Below are 14,541 nucleotides of genomic sequence, written 5' to 3'. Positions count from 1 at the left end.
TCCGGGGCCGATCGAATCGACCCCGGTTCGCTACCCCGTGCGACTCTCGACCGCTCGCCAGGCCGGGCGGCGGCCGTTGGTGATCCAGCGCAGCAGCCACTCCGCGGGTCCGTACCGATACCGGCGCAACCACGCTGCGCTGACCGCCAATTGGGCCGCGAACACCAGCAGCGCCACCGCGAGCGTGGCCAACGGGGACAGACTGCCCGCCGCGCCGAGCCCGACGCCGGTGAACAGGAGCAGCCCGATCAGCGACTGGCCGAGGTAGTTGGTCAGCGCGATTCGTCCGGCGGGCGCGAGTGCGGTGCGCAGCCAGGCGGTGCGTGGGCTGTGCATCATGCGCAGCAGGGTCGCGACGTACGCGGCGGCGAGTAGCGGTGCGGTGGCCACGCTGACCGCGACGGGCAGCGCGGTGCCGGTGCCGCCGCCGAGCGTGTAGAGCACGCTGCCTGCCAGGCCCACCGGGAAGCCGATCCACTGGATGCGTCGCAGGATCGGTTCGTCGCCGCGCACCTGCGCCAGCAGTTTCCGGCGCCCGGCGATCAGGCCGAGCAGGAACATCGCGAGCGCCGTCGGTCCTTGCAAAGTGACTGCCTGCAGGACGAGCAGTGGCAGTCCGGCGAGATGCTCGCCGATGATGTCGCCCCATCCGCCGAGCAGCGCCTCGGTGGCCTGCCTGCCGTTGGCTTGCGCCTCAGTGGCCGAAGGCAGCATTGCCGAGGTGTCCAGGAGCAGGCCACTCAGCAGCAGGCTCGCCAGGACGAAGGCGTACATCGCGGCGACCACCCGCAGCGCGGTGCGGTCGGTGACCCCGCGCATCCAGAAGAGGACGAGGCAGGCCAGCGCGTAGGTGGTGAGAACGTCACCGCCGTAGAGGAACACGATGTGCAGCACGCCGAGCACGAACAGGCCTGCGATCCGGCGAAGCATGCGTGGTTCGAAGGCGGCGCCCGCCCGGGCCGCCGCGATCGTCTGCAGGGTGAAGCTGTAGCCGAACAGGAATGAGAACAGCAGGTAGAACTTCATGTCGATGAAGACCGACGAGAGCGCGCGGACCAGGTCGTCGAGCGGCGCGGTGTAGGCGGGGTCGGTCGCGAGGTTGCCGGGGTATCCGGAGGACATGAAGGTGATGTTGACGATGAAGATCCCCAGCAGCGCGAACCCGCGCAGGGCGTCTACGTCGTAGATGCGGGCGCGGGGGGCGACCAGCTGATCGGTCATGGTTTCCGGCTTCCGTCGATCGGGTGGTTATTAAGTATGTGACAGATACTATATGACAGATACTAACTCGTACACCGCTCGACCACGATTGACTTCACTCAGCTGAATGGCTTGCGTCTCAACGGGTCCGCGCCGAATAGCACCCCCCGGAAACCACTTTGCCCCCGGCCTTGGCAGGCCGGGGGCAAAGTGTTCGTCTCAACCACGAGTCGGGGTGACAGGATTTGAAACTGCCTCCCAAAATGATCATGGCAGGTTGCTCACCAGACGAAAAGTGTTGTCTGCCTGGTAGAATGGAGGTAGAGCTAGTGACTTAGGTGGACAGAAGTGGTCAGGAATGGACCCTCGTTAGGCAAGGATTAGGCACGTACGTGGCACAGACGAAGCAGGCGAAACGGTCCTTCGGCGCTCCCCGGCAACTTCCGTCGGGGCGGTGGCAGGCTCGCTATACCGGCCCGGATGGGCAGCAGTACTACGGACCGCGCACGTGGGAGTCCAAGGACGACTGCATGGGGTGGCTGTCGCAGGAGCGGAAGCTCATCGAGTTCGATGAGTGGACGCCACCGGCCGACCGGTTGAAGAAGCAGCAGGCCGAGGCGGCCAAACAAGCTGAGGGTGTGTTGACCGTCGCTAAGTACTGCAATCGGTGGCATGACGAGACGGTGAATCGGCACAAGCCCCGGACCCGCACACTCAACAAGGGCTACCTGAAAAACGTGATCCTGCCGGAGTTGGGTGAGATCCCGTTGGCGGAGTTGAAGTTGTCTCGGGTGCGGACGTGGTTTGCGAAGCTGGAGCCGTTTCCGACGCGCAATGCCAACGCCTACAGCCTGTTGCGCACGATCATGAATCACGCTGTCGATGAAGAGCTGATTCCGTCGAACCCGTGCCGGATCAAGCGCGCGGGCGTCAAGACGCGCAAGGTCGAACCGATCACGTTGTCGCCGAGTCAGATTCGGCAGTTCGCGTCGTTGATGCCCGAGCAGTGGCGACTGCTTGTTCTGGTCGCTGGCTTCGGCGGGCTGCGCTGGGGTGAGGTGACTGCGTTGCGGCGCTCGGATTTCAAGCTCAGCCCCGAAGACTGCGCGGTCACGGTGGCGCGGGCGGTGTCGCGGATCAAAAAGCAAGTCATCATCGACTCCCCGAAGACCAAGGCAGCCCTGCGCACGGTGTCATTGCCCCCGGAGCTGTACCAGCAGATCAAAACCCACATCGCCACCTATGCGGCATCCGGGCGTGACGGGCTGGTCTTTCCCAATCAGGACGGCGAAGTGGTGCACGCGAACACGGTCCGGAAGTGGTTGAAGAAGGTCGCTGCCACCCTCGACATGCCGAAGCTGCGGTTTCACGATTTCCGGCACTCGGCGGCCACCCTGTTCGCCCAGCAGGGCGCGACCTTGTCCGAGCACATGGCGTTCATGGGGCACACCAGCGTCGCTATGAGCCAGCGCTACGTCCACAGCAACCCGCAGCGCAATCGCGAGATGGCACAACGCATGTGGGCCGCCTGAACGGTGTGTCCGATACCCCGCAGGGCTTTTTGACGGCTCCGGCAAGAAGTCGGCGTGTGGCTGGTCACGTCGAGACCGAAACCCGACGTTCGGAGTTATATCCCACAAGCCGCATATGTGATGCAGATCGCGCGCGGTAGTAGTTTGCCTGTCCCTGTCTGGCCGGTATCGTCGCCACCAGAGCACGGCCGCAACGGCCGCTCGAGTCATGGCGTGAGGACTTCGCGCGATTCCAGTTGTAGAAGGGCAACCTCACCATGACCTCTGCCAATATGCGTGTGTACCCGCGTTACGTTTCGTTGACGAAAGGTGCCGAGTTCACCGGCACGTCGGTGCGCACAATGCGTCGCCGCATCTCCGATGGCACCATCACCGGCTACCGCGTTCCCGGTTGCCGGAGCATTCGCGTGGATCTGAACGAGTTGGAAACCCTTATGAAGCCGATGCGCTGACACGGCAATCTCGGTTGCCCCATTGGGGCAACCGAAGCCGATGTTTAGACAGGTTCCGCCAGTAGAGGATTTCAATTGAATAATAAAAAGGTGAAGTACGCGAAAGTGCCTCATTCGCTTATCGAGGCGGCTATGCGCGGGGAGATTTCCGGCAAAACTATTATGGTGTATTCCGGGTTGGCGAAGTTCGCCGATGGAAAGACTCGGGAGGCGTGGCCGTCGCGGAAGACGCTGGCATCGGTCATGAGTTGCGCTCAGCCGGAGGCGGCGGACAGGTACCTTCGGGAGTTGGAGCAGGCTGGGTTCATTACACGAACGCAGCGGTTCGGCGACGGACGCGGCTCCGAGTCTCCGGTGCGCAACAAGGTTTACGCAAATCAGTTGCCGAATTGCTACAAACTTGTCTGGCCCCCGCCTGATAGTCCGGGTGGGGGTGGTGTGCCTGCGCAAGACGGGGTGGTCTGTGAGGGCACGGACGAACAAGAACCATTACAACAAGAACCAGTAACTAGACACTCTCGGTCAGCAGGGCTGACCATGCCCACGATCAGCGTCGAACCAAAACAGCTTCCGGAGACGTGGAAACCGAATCACACCCACACTGTCGTGTGTCAGCGCTCAGGTCTGGACGTCGAGGGGCTGGCCGCCGATTTCCGGCGGCGGATGTTTCTGGAACAACGCAGCGATTGGGATTCAGCTTTCGGGAAGTTCATCAACGACTGCGCTGACAACCGCGATGAGGTCACGTTTACCACCTATGGGTCGCCGCCATTCTGACCAGGTAGCCATTACTGAGAGAGGACCAACCGTTTGACCAGTATCGACCTTCCCCCGCGTATCCCTGGTGACCGGCGTGGCTGGCTCACGTTCACCACGGCATTGGGCGCGGTGTGGCAGAACGCCGAGGACGCCACGCACGCCGCCGATTTCGACGCAGGCACACCGAAACGAACCCGTCCGGCGACCGACACCGAGAAGACGCTGTTGCGGGCACTCGGGTTGCGGCTGCCCGAAGACCAGCCCGGCGCAACCGCATCCGCCCGGCTGCACACCACGGTCGAATTCCTCAGCGCGACGCTGCGGCGGCGCACGTGGCCCGCCCTGGCCGACCAGACACCGACTCCGTAACCGACACAACCGAATAGAGGAACAAGTGAATACCGACGACACGAACATGACCAGCCCCGCCGATTCCGGCCCTCCGGATGCCACGCAGAGCGACGAAAACCGTTCGGCTGACCACGCGGCCACCCCCGCCGACGCTGCCGGGCGCGCCGACCAGGTCAACGACACCGCCGACATGGTCGGCAGTCCCAACGCCGAGGCGGCGAAGTATCGGCGCAGACTCCGCGACACCGAAACCGAACTCACCGCCGCACGCGAACGGATCGCCCGGTATCAGCGCGCCGAAATCGAGCGCATCGCCGCAGGGCACCTCGCCGTCCCCGCCGACCTGTTCGACATCGGCAAGACGGACGTCTCGGCGCTGCTCGACAACAACGACGATCCCGATCAGGCAAAAGTGCATGCCGCTGTTCAGGAACTGCTGAGCACCCGCCCCGGCCTGTCGAAGAACGCGCGGGTTCCGTCGGTGGCCCGGCACGCGAATTATGGGCAGGGCTACAGCGGCGAAACTGCCCGTAGCGGCAGCAATTGGAGCGGACTCCTCAAGAGTTAAACAAGCTGAATCATCTGGAACCATCTTCCGGTATCCCGGAAAATTACCGGTGAGGACGCGATGCACCGGGTGTGGATCGCGTTCTCACCGTAGGCCCCAGGTCGGGCAGCATCTGAAGCTCAGCGAGCGGATGAATCGAAACCATTCGCTCTCACGGAGTTTCACCAATGGCACTCTCTACTGTCTCCGGCGCTGCCGTCCTCAATCCCGCACAAATCGAAGCGAGCCTTGTCAAGCCGCTCGAATCCATCGCGGCAATCGCATTGTGCTCCACCATCGTTCGCACGGCGGGCATGTCCGCGCTGCGTATCCCGACCACCGCCGCGACACCAACGGCGTCGTTTGTCGCCGAGGGCGCGGAGATCCCGGTCACCGACGCTGATTTGGATGAGCTGATTCTGAATCCGCGCAAGCTGGCCGGACTCTCGGTCATCACCAGTGAGCTCGCGCAGAGCTCGACGCCGCAAGCCGCTGACATTGTCGGGCGTGGTTTGGCCAAGGACATCGCGAAGAAGTTGGATATGGGTGCGTTCGGGAGCCTGCCCGCACCGGCCCCGCCCGGCCTGGCCACATTGTCGGGTGTCAAGGCTGTAGCGGCGCATGTGCAGGGCGGCAAGCTCACTGATTTCGATTGGGCCGCCGAAGCGGAAAGCCTGTCCGCGCTCGCGGGCGGCAACATCACGCACTGGATCGCCGCACCCGACGCCGCATTGCTGGTCGCTACAACGCCGCTGGGCGGTGTGGGTGGGCAAATGCCAGCATTGCAGCCAGACCCGGCCCTGCCGACCCGCAGACAAGTCCTCGGTCGACCACTGCTCGTTTCCCCGGCTGTCGCGTCGCGAACCATCTGGGGTATCGACCAGAGCCGCAGCTTCCTGGCCATTGCCGAGGACGTGACACTTGAGGCCGACCGCAGCGTGTACTTCACCTCGGACCGGATCGCGATTCGCGCGAAACTCCGTGTCTCCTACGGGTGGCCCGAACCGGCGACCGTCGTCAAAATCAACATCCCGGCGTAATCCCGTGGAGGCAAACGAAACTCCGCTGACTCGCCACGGAGAAACAGTCCGGTGCCGAGTTCTCCCGCCCCATCTGATATTCGATCCCGTGCGCGGCGAGCACGGGACAGCTGGCCAATACGTTGACGCCGATCCGGTCGACGCCGAGCGGTGGTCTCGGCACGGATGGGTCGAACTCGCCGCCGACGACAGCGACCCCGAACCTGCTCCGAACGCCAGCGGACCCGCGCCGAATTCCATGCGCCGCAAGAAGGTCACGCGAGCGGGAACACTCCGAGGCGGCCCACTCGGCGACGGCAGCTAATTGCCGGGTAGGCCAGTCCCGCGGCTTGCCCCTCGCCGGCCTCGCATCACCGCAGGCAGGCAGGGGCACCCACCCCTCCCCGGCGCCCTACCATCCCATCCGCACCGCTCTGTGGACTTTTGCCAATACAAGCTCTCAGGGTTGTTGTGCGTGACAGCCGTGGCCCGAAGCGGCCTCAAGGCCCGGCTCATCGGCCGCGTGGATCTACACCGAGGGTTCGGGGGTCTCGCCCTTGTCCGGTACCGCCACGTTCAACCCCCGGCGCGTAACCGGGTTTCGTCTCCACCGCCGCTGTCGGCGGTTGGGCTTGACCTAACGCCAGCAGATCCCTGACTTCGGGCGCAATACCGTGCATTTGCGCCTGTTCCAATGCCTTTGCGCGTTCCTGGGCTGCTTCACGGACCTTGTCGGCGGCTTCGCGCTCGGCTTGCGCCTTGTCTGCCGCATCGCGTGCCACGCTCGCCGCGTCGGCCAACTCGGGGGTATTCCGTTCCTCGATCTCGACGGTTTGTTGCTCTCTGGGCTTATCAGGTGCCGGGAATGGGAATTCCCGCGCCGCGAGACGGGCGGCATCGCGTTCCACTTGCTCGATCAGGGCCGCTTTAGCTGCTTCGGGTGATCCTCGTCCCGGAGAGGTCTTCTCGGGTTCTTTACCCGTGGACGGCCCGATGTTGAGTCGTTCCTGAAATTCTCTTACGGTCTTCTCGGCAGCTTCGCGGGTAATCCGATCGCGCTCAGTCTCTGGTGTTTCACGAGTCTTAGCCCGCTCGGCTCGTAGTTCAGCCTGCTGTGCACGTTCGGCTTGAACGTGTCGCGGAGCATCCGCCCGACCACGAGCAGCGGCCTCCCGAAATGCTTCCATTTTCCGGAACTTCTCGGCGCGCTCTTGCGCTCGTGCAATTACACGTATCTTCGCCAGACGTTCACGGGCACGGTCGGCCCGCTGTAGCTCATACGATCTCACCAGCTCGAGCTGCTGACTGGCTAAGCTTCGCCCAATTTCGATAGCGCGAACCGCTGCCTCTCGGCTGAGTTCGACGTGTTGAAATTTCCCCTTAGTGTCGCGGGCCAAGTCCCGCATCTGCTGACGTATTTTCTCGGGAATCTTTTCCCCGGCCACCGTTTCCCACCGGGAACGTGCCAGTAGACCTGCTTCGATCGCTGCGCGCTCTTTATCCAGCTGATGGCCCGCTTCACGCTCATTGATTCGCCCTGATTTGCGCTCAACCGCTTCGATGCCTCGACCGATGGTTTTGGCGTTATCCAGAACACGCGGGCCTTCGCTGGTTCGAATCCTGAACTGCTTCACCCACCCTTTGTCTGGGGTTTCCCCCATTTCGTGCGCCCTGCCTAGTTCGAAATACAGACCTTTTTCATAGTTGGACAGTCTTCGCCGGATATCGTCGTATTCGTCGGGCACGGCAGCACCCACCCCCGTTTACGTCAGGAGAGTTAGATCATTGTGTGTCGGATGCATTCTTCCGCGCATAGCGTCCCGCGTCGGTGATGCTGTATTCGATCATTGCAGGCCCGTCGTCTTTGAAAAGGCGCTTCGCTATGGCGACCATCGACACGTCGGAATACGTATCGTTACCGAATCGCACCGATGGACCAAAATCGGTGTACAACGGCGGCCCCCACTCCGGAACGTTCATCCACCCATAACTAGCGCGGCGGAGATAGCACTCGCCCTGAAATCGGATGTACCTATCGGCGAGTTCACGATTATCCGCCGCAAGGAAGCCATCCCAATCACCGAACAGCCGCGCAGATGCCTCCATGATTTCAGTCGAAAGCGGCGGCTTCCACCATTGAGCGTCAGCCTCAATATCGGGGACAACCTTCGCGAGGAACGCTTGCACTTCCGATTCCATTCGTTCGGGCGCGACCCAATCAAGAAAGGCTTGGGTCGTGTCATCGAACTCGATATCGAAACCCATCTGATCATCCATTGCGAGTTCTCCTCATAGTGGCCTGGTGAGACGGTGCATCGGTCGAACCGTTCACGGTCAAGGTACAAGCAGGCTGCCTCCGTCAGGTGGGGTCTGGGGTGTGGTCGCTCCACCGTGTCGGGTTGAGAGACCAACGCGCGTAAGTCTCTTCGGGTGACACGGTGACCACGTCGACTACCCGTGTGAGTTCACCAGGGACGGCATTACCGTCGAAGTGGGTCACGCTAGGCACGATCACGGCGTCGGCCTTCGCCCGCCGAGCCGCCTCGATGAGTTCCGGTACCGGGTGTGCGGTGCTAGCGCCGAAGACTACGGTCTTGGCGAGGTTGTAACCGAGTCGCCTTGCCAAACTACGGATTTGGGTCTCATTCCACGGCTGCGCTACTCCGGCGATGTCCCGACGGAGGTAGCCGACCGCGATAGGCTTGAGCGTCATCATGGCCCCTCGTAGAGTCGCTCGTTCGGGAGTCGATCCAAGCCTGTTGTGGCACCAGGGATCACGCTCACGCTGTCGATATAGCGCTGCTGCTGTTGCTCCTGGACGAAGACCAGTGCCGAGGTCAGACACGCGGCGAAGTCCAGCCGCCGACCGTGCAGCACCACGGCTAGGTGCACGTCGGGCTCCTCCGGATGCGGGGATGTGTCGGTGTTCATCGGTTCCGCCCGTCGCTGCCGCTGTCGGAACATGCTGTCGCCCGGTGCTCAGCCAGCCAGTTTTCGAGATGATCCAACGAGCCTGACTTCACCGGTTCATGACTGCCCGCGCTGATCAAGGACCATCCGTAGGGCGGACGATTGTTGCGCTTCAACCCGTATCCGGCGCGGGCGGCTTGCACGGTCACACGCTGACGAAGGTCTTCGAACGTGCCCACGGTCACGCCTCCCTCTTCGCCCGCATCTTGGCGAAGTAGTCAGGGTCGATATCTGTGGTGTCATCGACAACCCGTGTACCGATCCACGGGCAGTGCCCCGGCACCGTGCCGTCGTGCGGGGCGATCCTGCCATTGATCAACTCGACCAGGCCCGTGCAGAAGATCGAAGGGCACCGGACCTTGATCAGCTCACCCGAAGGGCTGTGCATCCCAACAGCGCAGTGTGACAGCCTAATCCACGGACCACACCCGCATCCGCATCCGCAGTCAGCCACGATGCACCGCCAACGATCGCGAATCGCGTTGGATACCGGTACACCCGAGTATCGCGTCAACGACAACACGGCCGGATGGCCGAAAGCTGTTGCGTGGTAGTTCTATCCACCGTCTGCTACCGCCTCCGAGTTCGCCGGTCGGCGACGGCAATGCGATCGCTCCCTCACCCCAGAACATGACATTGAGCCGGAAAAGTTCCTTGAACAGCCCGGTGTCGTCGTCGGGTACGTCCGGCCGAACCAGGAAGGTCCACCGGTTGGAACCGGCATGTGCCACGATCGGGCCGACCGCGACGCCGTGACGCTGCATGTATTGGAGTACAACGATTCCCAACGAACCAGGCATGCTCAGCACGGCGGTGCTCCCGGCGAGGAAGTTGATGCGCCCGGAGCCGGGCGGGTCGATATTGGCGGCCAGTCCACACACCAGGCGGTAGTAGACGCATCGAGAGACTGGTGTATCCCCAAACGAAATGTTCTTCATCGGCCTAGGCCCCCTGCTCACATCGAAATGGATGTTCTCGCGGTGCCGCTCGGTAGGTCCCTCCCGATTGGGCCGGGATCGCGCCATACTGCACCGGTTGTTGAACCAGGGTCACACCGCTTTACCAGGGCAAACAATGTCCCTTCCGGCCGCCGTTGACCGAAAGGGACATTCGTAGGATGTTTAGTAGTCCAGGCGAATCGCGCTGGCCATCTCTCGCATCTCCGGCGTCAGCGACCGACGCTTACTGATCATGGTCCCAAGAATGTCGCGCGAATAGCGTTGCTGTACAAGCCATTCCGGCGCAGTGTGTTGTACGCGACGCATCTCCCGCAAGGCGTCTCCGTAGTTCCCGAGCTGCACATGGGCATTGGCAAGATCCAGCCGGTGCCGCATCCGGCTCGACCCAGCGGGTTCCAGCATCGGCGGCGGAAGTTGCTTGGCTGTGGCTATTGTCAGTCTTGGTTCGCCTGCGATCACATGCATTTCGCCGGTGATGTAGCCAACCTCGAGGGGACCGAACGTGCGGCCGAGCAGCCGCTCGACGTAAATGTCTCGACCGATCCGGTATGCGGCGGCCCGCGCCATGGACATGGCGTCTTCCGCCTCGGTTGGTTGATTGTCTCGCACCGCTGCGTTCGCGACCTTCAACCACAGCCGACCCCACATCGCGACAGTGGAAACGCTCGCACGGCTGAAGCGGGGTTCGATGTCGTCGGCCGTCCGGATGGCCATGTTGCGGGCATCCTCAAGACGGCCCTGCCGAAGCACCGCCCACAGATTCGTATCCACGACGGTTGCGACTTCAACGCCATTGTCCGCGATGTCCAACGCGCGATTCAGGATTTCGTCGGCCGCCTCGAACTGCCGAGTCTGAGCCAGCAGTGAGCCGACCATGTTCCACACCCGGAACTTCAGTGCGCGAGCACCTGCACCTTCCAGGCTGTCGACGTCTCGGACCAGGTCCGGCAACAGCGCAGTGACTTCGGCGTACCGATCGGCGCTGATCATCCGCTGGACGCTGTCGAGAACTCGCTGTACGCCTTCGGTCGTGGCAGGCTCGTCGGGTTGGGCGACGACGCCGGACAGGGCAGGCCACACGGCGGACCACTGGGCGGCCGTATCGGCGTCGGGTGCTTGGAAGTCCGGCTGGACCTGCAACTTGGATGTGCGTATGCCCATCGCGACCGCGAACGCTCGTAAGGTCTCTAGGCGAGGATTGTAGGTACCGCCCTCAATCTTCTTGACTTGAGATAGCGATACACCCGACTTGGCAGCTAGTTCCTTCTGCGTCATACCCGCCCGTTTCCGGGCGGTCTTCAGCCGTTCGCCGCTGTCCACAGTCATGTATCCCACGCTACGACCGAGCGTTCGCCACGTACATGGCTTTCGCTCAGTCGTGATCGAGTCGGCCGTGCTCATCCCGTCGACGGCGGTCACGACTCAGGCAGCAGAAGTCAGCTGGCGCTGGGTTGCAAGCTGGAGTTCGTTCGGCACGGATTAGGCACGCGCCCGAAACCGGAGCGAGGCAAAAAGACGACCCCAACCTGTATGACCAGGTTGGGGCCGTCTCGTGTCTCAACCACACGAGTCGGGGTGACAGGATTTGAACCTGCGACCTCTTCGTCCCGAACGAAGCGCGCTACCAAGCTGCGCCACACCCCGTGAATCGAACCTGGACTACCTTACAACAAGGTCGGTGTAGACGTTAAACCCCCAGCTCAGAGGGGGTTATCGCGGAGCAATTCGGTGGCGGGGTGGTCAGTCGTGGGGGCGGATGCTGGTGAAGATGCGCTTGGCGGTCTCGGCGTCCAGCGCGCCGGGGACGCCGGTGTCGGCGGCGATCACCATGACGAAGCTGCCGTTCTCGGTGGGGAAGGCGGCGGTGTAGACGGAGTACGCGGTGGCGCAGCCGGGCTTGGCCTCGGTGACGGTGCCCTTGGTTTCCACGAACATGCCGTGCTGCGTCCCGTCCAGCGAGTCGATCGGGACGGGCGGGGCCGGGTGCGCGTCGGCGGAGGCGGTGTAGGCGAGTTTGGCCGTTCTGGTGCCGAGTTCGGTTGCGGCGGCGCCGGAATCGGGGTCCTTCGAGCCGGTGAGGAACGACGCGGTGCGGGTCGAGCCCGGGCAGTAGCCCTTGCCGTCGCTGGCGTAGCCCTTGCCCGCCACCGCGTTCGGCGGCTCACCGAACCCGCCGATGGCGGTCTCCGGTGCGATCGTCCAGCCTGCGGGCACGTCGTAGGCTGCGCCCCGGTCGGGGGCGACGACCACCTGGTAGCCGGGGATCAGGGGAGGCTCGTTGCGGCCGTTGGCCGGCGTGGGCGGGGTGCTGGACTTCGACGGGGTCGGGGAAGCCGCCGCGCTGGTGGTCAATGCGCTGACCATGGAGGGTGAGTTGCGTTGCGAATCAGAGTTGTCCGAGCCGCGCTTCGCGAGCGTCACCGCGGTCACCGCGCCCGCCGCGACCAGCAGCACCACCAGTCCGACCAGCAGTACCGCTTTCCCGCGCCCGCTGGGCGGTGGACCGCCCGCACCGTAGCCGGGTGGCTGCTGCCCCGGCGGTCCGCCGAACCCGCTCTGCGGCGCGTACGCACCCGCTACCGGCTGTCCGTACTGCGGTGCGGCATAGGTGGGTGCCGATGGCGCAGGCTGCCATTGGAGGGCGGGGTCGGGCTGGCCTAGTCGAGTGGCGTTGGGATAGCCGAGCATGGTCGGTGCCGCCTCGCTCGGCGCCTGCCGGCTCGGCTCGGGCGTGCCGAGGCTGGGCTGCCACAGGCCGACGGGTTCACCGAAATCGCGGGACTGCGGCTGTCCCAACAGGGTTGGGTCGGCCTGCCCTGGTGCGGCGGTCGGCGGTTGCCACTGCGCTGGCTGGGCTTGTCCACCGGAAAGCGGCTGTGCCAACAAGGTTGGGTCGGCCTGCCCCGGCGTGGCGGTCGGCGGCTGCCACTGCGCGGGTTGCGCTTGCCCGCCGGAAACCGGCTGTGCCAACAGGGTCGGGTCGGCTTGTCCCGGCGTGGCGGTCGGCGGCTGCCACTGCGCGGGTTGCGCTTGCCCGCCGGAAACCGGCTGTGCCAACAGGGTCGGGTCGGCTTGTCCCGGCGTGGCGGTCGACGGCTGCCACTGCGCTTGCCCGCCGGATACGGGCTGTGCCAATTGAGTTGGGTCGGCGCGACCGGATCCCGCTGCGGGGGCTTGCCATTGCGGTGTCGGCGGTGCCTGGCCGCTCCCGCCGGGCTGCCATTGCGCGTTGGGCGCTGAACTGCCGTTGGGCTGCCATCGGGCGTTGGCGTCGGGGGTCGAGCCGGTCGGCTGCCACTGGGCGTCGGCCACGGGCGAGCCGCCGGCCTGCCACTGCTGTGCCGGTTGAGATTGCCCGCTGGGGCCTGGCTGCCATTGATAGTCGGGCGTTGGCGTCTGACCGGGTTGCCACTGCACGGTGGGATCAGGAGTGGACGACCCGCTCGAACCCGCCGCACCCTGCTGCCACTGCGCGCCCGGGTCGGCAGGCGGCCACTGCACCTGCTCGTGGAAGCCCGAATCCCGCTTCCACGGCCGCGCGGGCGCCTGCCGCTCGGCCTCGTCCTGCGCGCCTGCCTGGCCGAATTGGTCAGCGCCGGATGGCTGTTGCTGATTTGGGTGGGCCGCACCGGGTCGGCCCAGAACCGTCGGGTCGTCGCGCCGGTCGTCGAATCCACTCACAGTTGTCCCCTGCCTGACACACGTCTCGGCACGCGACCTTAGCGGGCGACGGCCTCCGATGTGGACACGCCCTGGCCGGTGTCGGCCGACGGCCGCTTCGGCGGCGCGGCGACCAGCGTCAACAGGGTGGCCTCTGGGCGGCAGCAGAAACGGTACGGCGCCCACGGCGAGGTGCCGACGCCCGCGGAGACGTGCAGCTGGGTGTGCTCGCCCCACTTGGACGCGCCCTTGACCCGGGACCGGTCGATGCCGCAGTTGGTGACGAGCGCGCCGTAACCGGGCAGGCACAGCTGACCGCCGTGCGTGTGCCCGGCCATGACCAGGTCGTAGCCGTCCTCGGCGAAGCGGTCGAGCACGCGCGGCTCGGGGGAGTGGGTCAGGCCGATACGCAAGTCGGCCAACGGGTTCGGGGCGCCCGCGATCGTGTCGTAGCGGTCGCGGTGCAGGTGCGGGTCGTCGACGCCCGCGGTGGCGATCCGGATGCCTGCGACCTCGAGGTCGCGGCGGATGTGCGTCAGATCCAGCCAGCCGCGCTCGGTGAAGGCCGCGCGCAGGTCTTTCCACGGCAGCGGGGCACCGTAGACGCGCCGGTGGTCCTTCTTGAAGTACTTCATCGGGTTCTTCGGCACCGGCGCGAAGTAGTCGTTGCTCCCGAAAACGAAAAGCCCCGGGCGGGAAAGCAATCCGCCGAGGGCCTGGACTACCGCGGGTACCGACTTCTGATGCGAGAGGTTGTCGCCGGTGTTGATGACCAGGTCCGGCTCCAGCCGATCCAGTTCCCGCAGCCACTGCTGCTTGCGCTGCTGACCGGGGGTCATGTGCAGATCGCTGATGTGCAGCACCCGCAGCGACGATGACCCCGGCGCGAGGACCGGCATCGTGGCCTCCCGCAGAACGAAGGCGTTGCGTTCGACCAGCGAGGCATAGCCGATTCCGGCCACGGCCGCCCCGGCGGCTCCCAACGCGGTCGTGCGGACAGCAGAGGTCGAGATTACGGGCATTTGCCCAGCATAGGTGACCCCGTTGGGGAACGCCGAGTGTGTTTACGCACAAGTGCTTGCGCAGGCCCCG

The 14,541-nt window shown here is 64.4% G+C and carries 16 protein-coding genes and 1 tRNA gene; 6 read left to right on the top strand and 11 right to left on the bottom strand.

Going from position 1 to position 14,541, the window contains the following annotated elements; genetic code table 11:
* Positions 1–30: 30 nt before the first annotated feature.
* Positions 31–1,221 carry a DUF418 domain-containing protein gene (locus tag NN4_RS17435; RefSeq protein ID WP_147132106.1) on the bottom strand — a complete coding sequence of 397 codons (1,191 nt, stop codon included), beginning with the start codon at positions 1,219–1,221 and terminating at the stop codon, positions 31–33.
* 371 nt (positions 1,222–1,592) lie between these two features.
* Between NN4_RS17435 and NN4_RS17430 the strand changes: the two genes are divergently transcribed.
* The 6 genes from NN4_RS17430 (at position 1,593) to NN4_RS17405 (ending at position 5,881) form a co-directional block, all read left to right on the top strand.
* Positions 1,593–2,732, top strand: a complete 1,140-nt coding sequence (locus NN4_RS17430) for a site-specific integrase (RefSeq protein ID WP_147132103.1) — start codon at positions 1,593–1,595, stop codon at positions 2,730–2,732.
* Positions 2,733–2,989: 257 nt separating this feature from the next.
* Positions 2,990–3,184 carry a helix-turn-helix transcriptional regulator gene (locus NN4_RS17425; protein ID WP_246180925.1) on the top strand — a complete coding sequence of 65 codons (195 nt, stop codon included), beginning with the start codon at positions 2,990–2,992 and terminating at the stop codon, positions 3,182–3,184.
* 75 nt (positions 3,185–3,259) lie between these two features.
* Positions 3,260–3,961 carry a helix-turn-helix domain-containing protein gene (locus tag NN4_RS17420; protein WP_147132101.1) on the top strand — a complete coding sequence of 234 codons (702 nt, stop codon included), beginning with the start codon at positions 3,260–3,262 and terminating at the stop codon, positions 3,959–3,961.
* Between the two features lie 33 nt (positions 3,962–3,994).
* Positions 3,995–4,312, top strand: coding sequence for a hypothetical protein (locus NN4_RS17415; protein ID WP_147132098.1), 318 nt, complete (start codon positions 3,995–3,997; stop codon positions 4,310–4,312).
* Between the two features lie 25 nt (positions 4,313–4,337).
* The gene (locus tag NN4_RS17410; RefSeq protein WP_147132094.1) at positions 4,338–4,862 is read left to right on the top strand and encodes a hypothetical protein; all 525 of its coding nucleotides are present in this window, start codon (positions 4,338–4,340) and stop codon (positions 4,860–4,862) included.
* Between the two features lie 167 nt (positions 4,863–5,029).
* Complete coding sequence (locus NN4_RS17405; RefSeq protein WP_147132091.1) at positions 5,030–5,881, top strand: phage major capsid protein; 852 nt, start codon at positions 5,030–5,032, stop codon at positions 5,879–5,881.
* A gap of 491 nt (positions 5,882–6,372) precedes the next feature.
* On the opposite strand, the gene NN4_RS17400 is transcribed toward NN4_RS17405, so the two are convergent.
* The 10 genes from NN4_RS17400 to NN4_RS17355 all read right to left on the bottom strand — a co-directional run bounded on the left by NN4_RS17400 (position 6,373) and on the right by NN4_RS17355 (position 14,471).
* Complete coding sequence (locus NN4_RS17400) at positions 6,373–7,605, bottom strand: hypothetical protein (RefSeq protein WP_147132088.1); 1,233 nt, start codon at positions 7,603–7,605, stop codon at positions 6,373–6,375.
* Positions 7,606–7,642: 37 nt separating this feature from the next.
* On the bottom strand, positions 7,643–8,137 hold the full coding sequence (locus NN4_RS17395; RefSeq protein WP_147132084.1) for a hypothetical protein: 495 nt from the start codon (positions 8,135–8,137) through the stop codon (positions 7,643–7,645).
* Between the two features lie 82 nt (positions 8,138–8,219).
* Complete coding sequence (locus NN4_RS17390; protein WP_147132080.1) at positions 8,220–8,573, bottom strand: hypothetical protein; 354 nt, start codon at positions 8,571–8,573, stop codon at positions 8,220–8,222.
* Complete coding sequence (locus NN4_RS17385) at positions 8,573–8,791, bottom strand: hypothetical protein (protein WP_147132077.1); 219 nt, start codon at positions 8,789–8,791, stop codon at positions 8,573–8,575. The genes NN4_RS17390 and NN4_RS17385 overlap by 1 nt, the downstream gene beginning before the upstream one ends.
* Before the next feature lie 220 nt (positions 8,792–9,011).
* Positions 9,012–9,218, bottom strand: a complete 207-nt coding sequence (locus NN4_RS17380) for a hypothetical protein (RefSeq protein WP_147132073.1) — start codon at positions 9,216–9,218, stop codon at positions 9,012–9,014.
* A 58-nt stretch (positions 9,219–9,276) separates the two neighbouring features.
* Positions 9,277–9,711: a DNA-directed RNA polymerase subunit beta gene (locus NN4_RS17375; RefSeq protein ID WP_246180924.1), complete on the bottom strand. Its 435-nt coding sequence runs from the start codon at positions 9,709–9,711 to the stop codon at positions 9,277–9,279.
* Between the two features lie 240 nt (positions 9,712–9,951).
* Positions 9,952–11,115, bottom strand: a complete 1,164-nt coding sequence (locus tag NN4_RS17370; RefSeq protein ID WP_186818485.1) for a helix-turn-helix domain-containing protein — start codon at positions 11,113–11,115, stop codon at positions 9,952–9,954.
* Between the two features lie 244 nt (positions 11,116–11,359).
* Positions 11,360–11,433: transfer RNA gene (locus NN4_RS17365), tRNA-Pro, on the bottom strand.
* Positions 11,434–11,529: 96 nt separating this feature from the next.
* Entirely contained in the window at positions 11,530–13,470 is a 1,941-nt protein-coding gene (locus tag NN4_RS46605) for a DUF8017 domain-containing protein (protein ID WP_147132064.1), read from the bottom strand.
* A gap of 38 nt (positions 13,471–13,508) precedes the next feature.
* Positions 13,509–14,471 (bottom strand): metallophosphoesterase, encoded by a 963-nt coding sequence (locus tag NN4_RS17355; RefSeq protein ID WP_135234433.1) that lies wholly within the window; start codon positions 14,469–14,471, stop codon positions 13,509–13,511.
* Positions 14,472–14,541: the final 70 nt, after the last annotated feature.

Source organism: Nocardia ninae NBRC 108245 (genome assembly GCF_007990755.1).
Lineage (GTDB): Bacteria > Actinomycetota > Actinomycetes > Mycobacteriales > Mycobacteriaceae > Nocardia > Nocardia ninae.
Note: the sequence above shows the minus strand (reverse complement) of the source record. Positions and strands in the feature narration are given on the sequence as shown.

What these genes read in the sequence shown, in the direction of transcription:
- NN4_RS17425 (WP_246180925.1), top strand. Translation starts at nt 2,990, where the DNA reads ATGACCTCTGCCAATATGCGTGTGTACCCGCGTTACGTTTCGTTGACG.
- NN4_RS17355 (WP_135234433.1), bottom strand. Translation starts at nt 14,471, where the DNA reads ATGCCCGTAATCTCGACCTCTGCTGTCCGCACGACCGCGTTGGGAGCC.
- NN4_RS17435 (WP_147132106.1), bottom strand. Translation starts at nt 1,221, where the DNA reads ATGACCGATCAGCTGGTCGCCCCCCGCGCCCGCATCTACGACGTAGAC.
- NN4_RS17390 (WP_147132080.1), bottom strand. Translation starts at nt 8,573, where the DNA reads ATGACGCTCAAGCCTATCGCGGTCGGCTACCTCCGTCGGGACATCGCC.
- NN4_RS17370 (WP_186818485.1), bottom strand. Translation starts at nt 11,115, where the DNA reads ATGACTGTGGACAGCGGCGAACGGCTGAAGACCGCCCGGAAACGGGCG.
- NN4_RS17380 (WP_147132073.1), bottom strand. Translation starts at nt 9,218, where the DNA reads ATGCACAGCCCTTCGGGTGAGCTGATCAAGGTCCGGTGCCCTTCGATC.
- NN4_RS17395 (WP_147132084.1), bottom strand. Translation starts at nt 8,137, where the DNA reads ATGGATGATCAGATGGGTTTCGATATCGAGTTCGATGACACGACCCAA.
- NN4_RS17405 (WP_147132091.1), top strand. Translation starts at nt 5,030, where the DNA reads ATGGCACTCTCTACTGTCTCCGGCGCTGCCGTCCTCAATCCCGCACAA.
- NN4_RS17385 (WP_147132077.1), bottom strand. Translation starts at nt 8,791, where the DNA reads ATGAACACCGACACATCCCCGCATCCGGAGGAGCCCGACGTGCACCTA.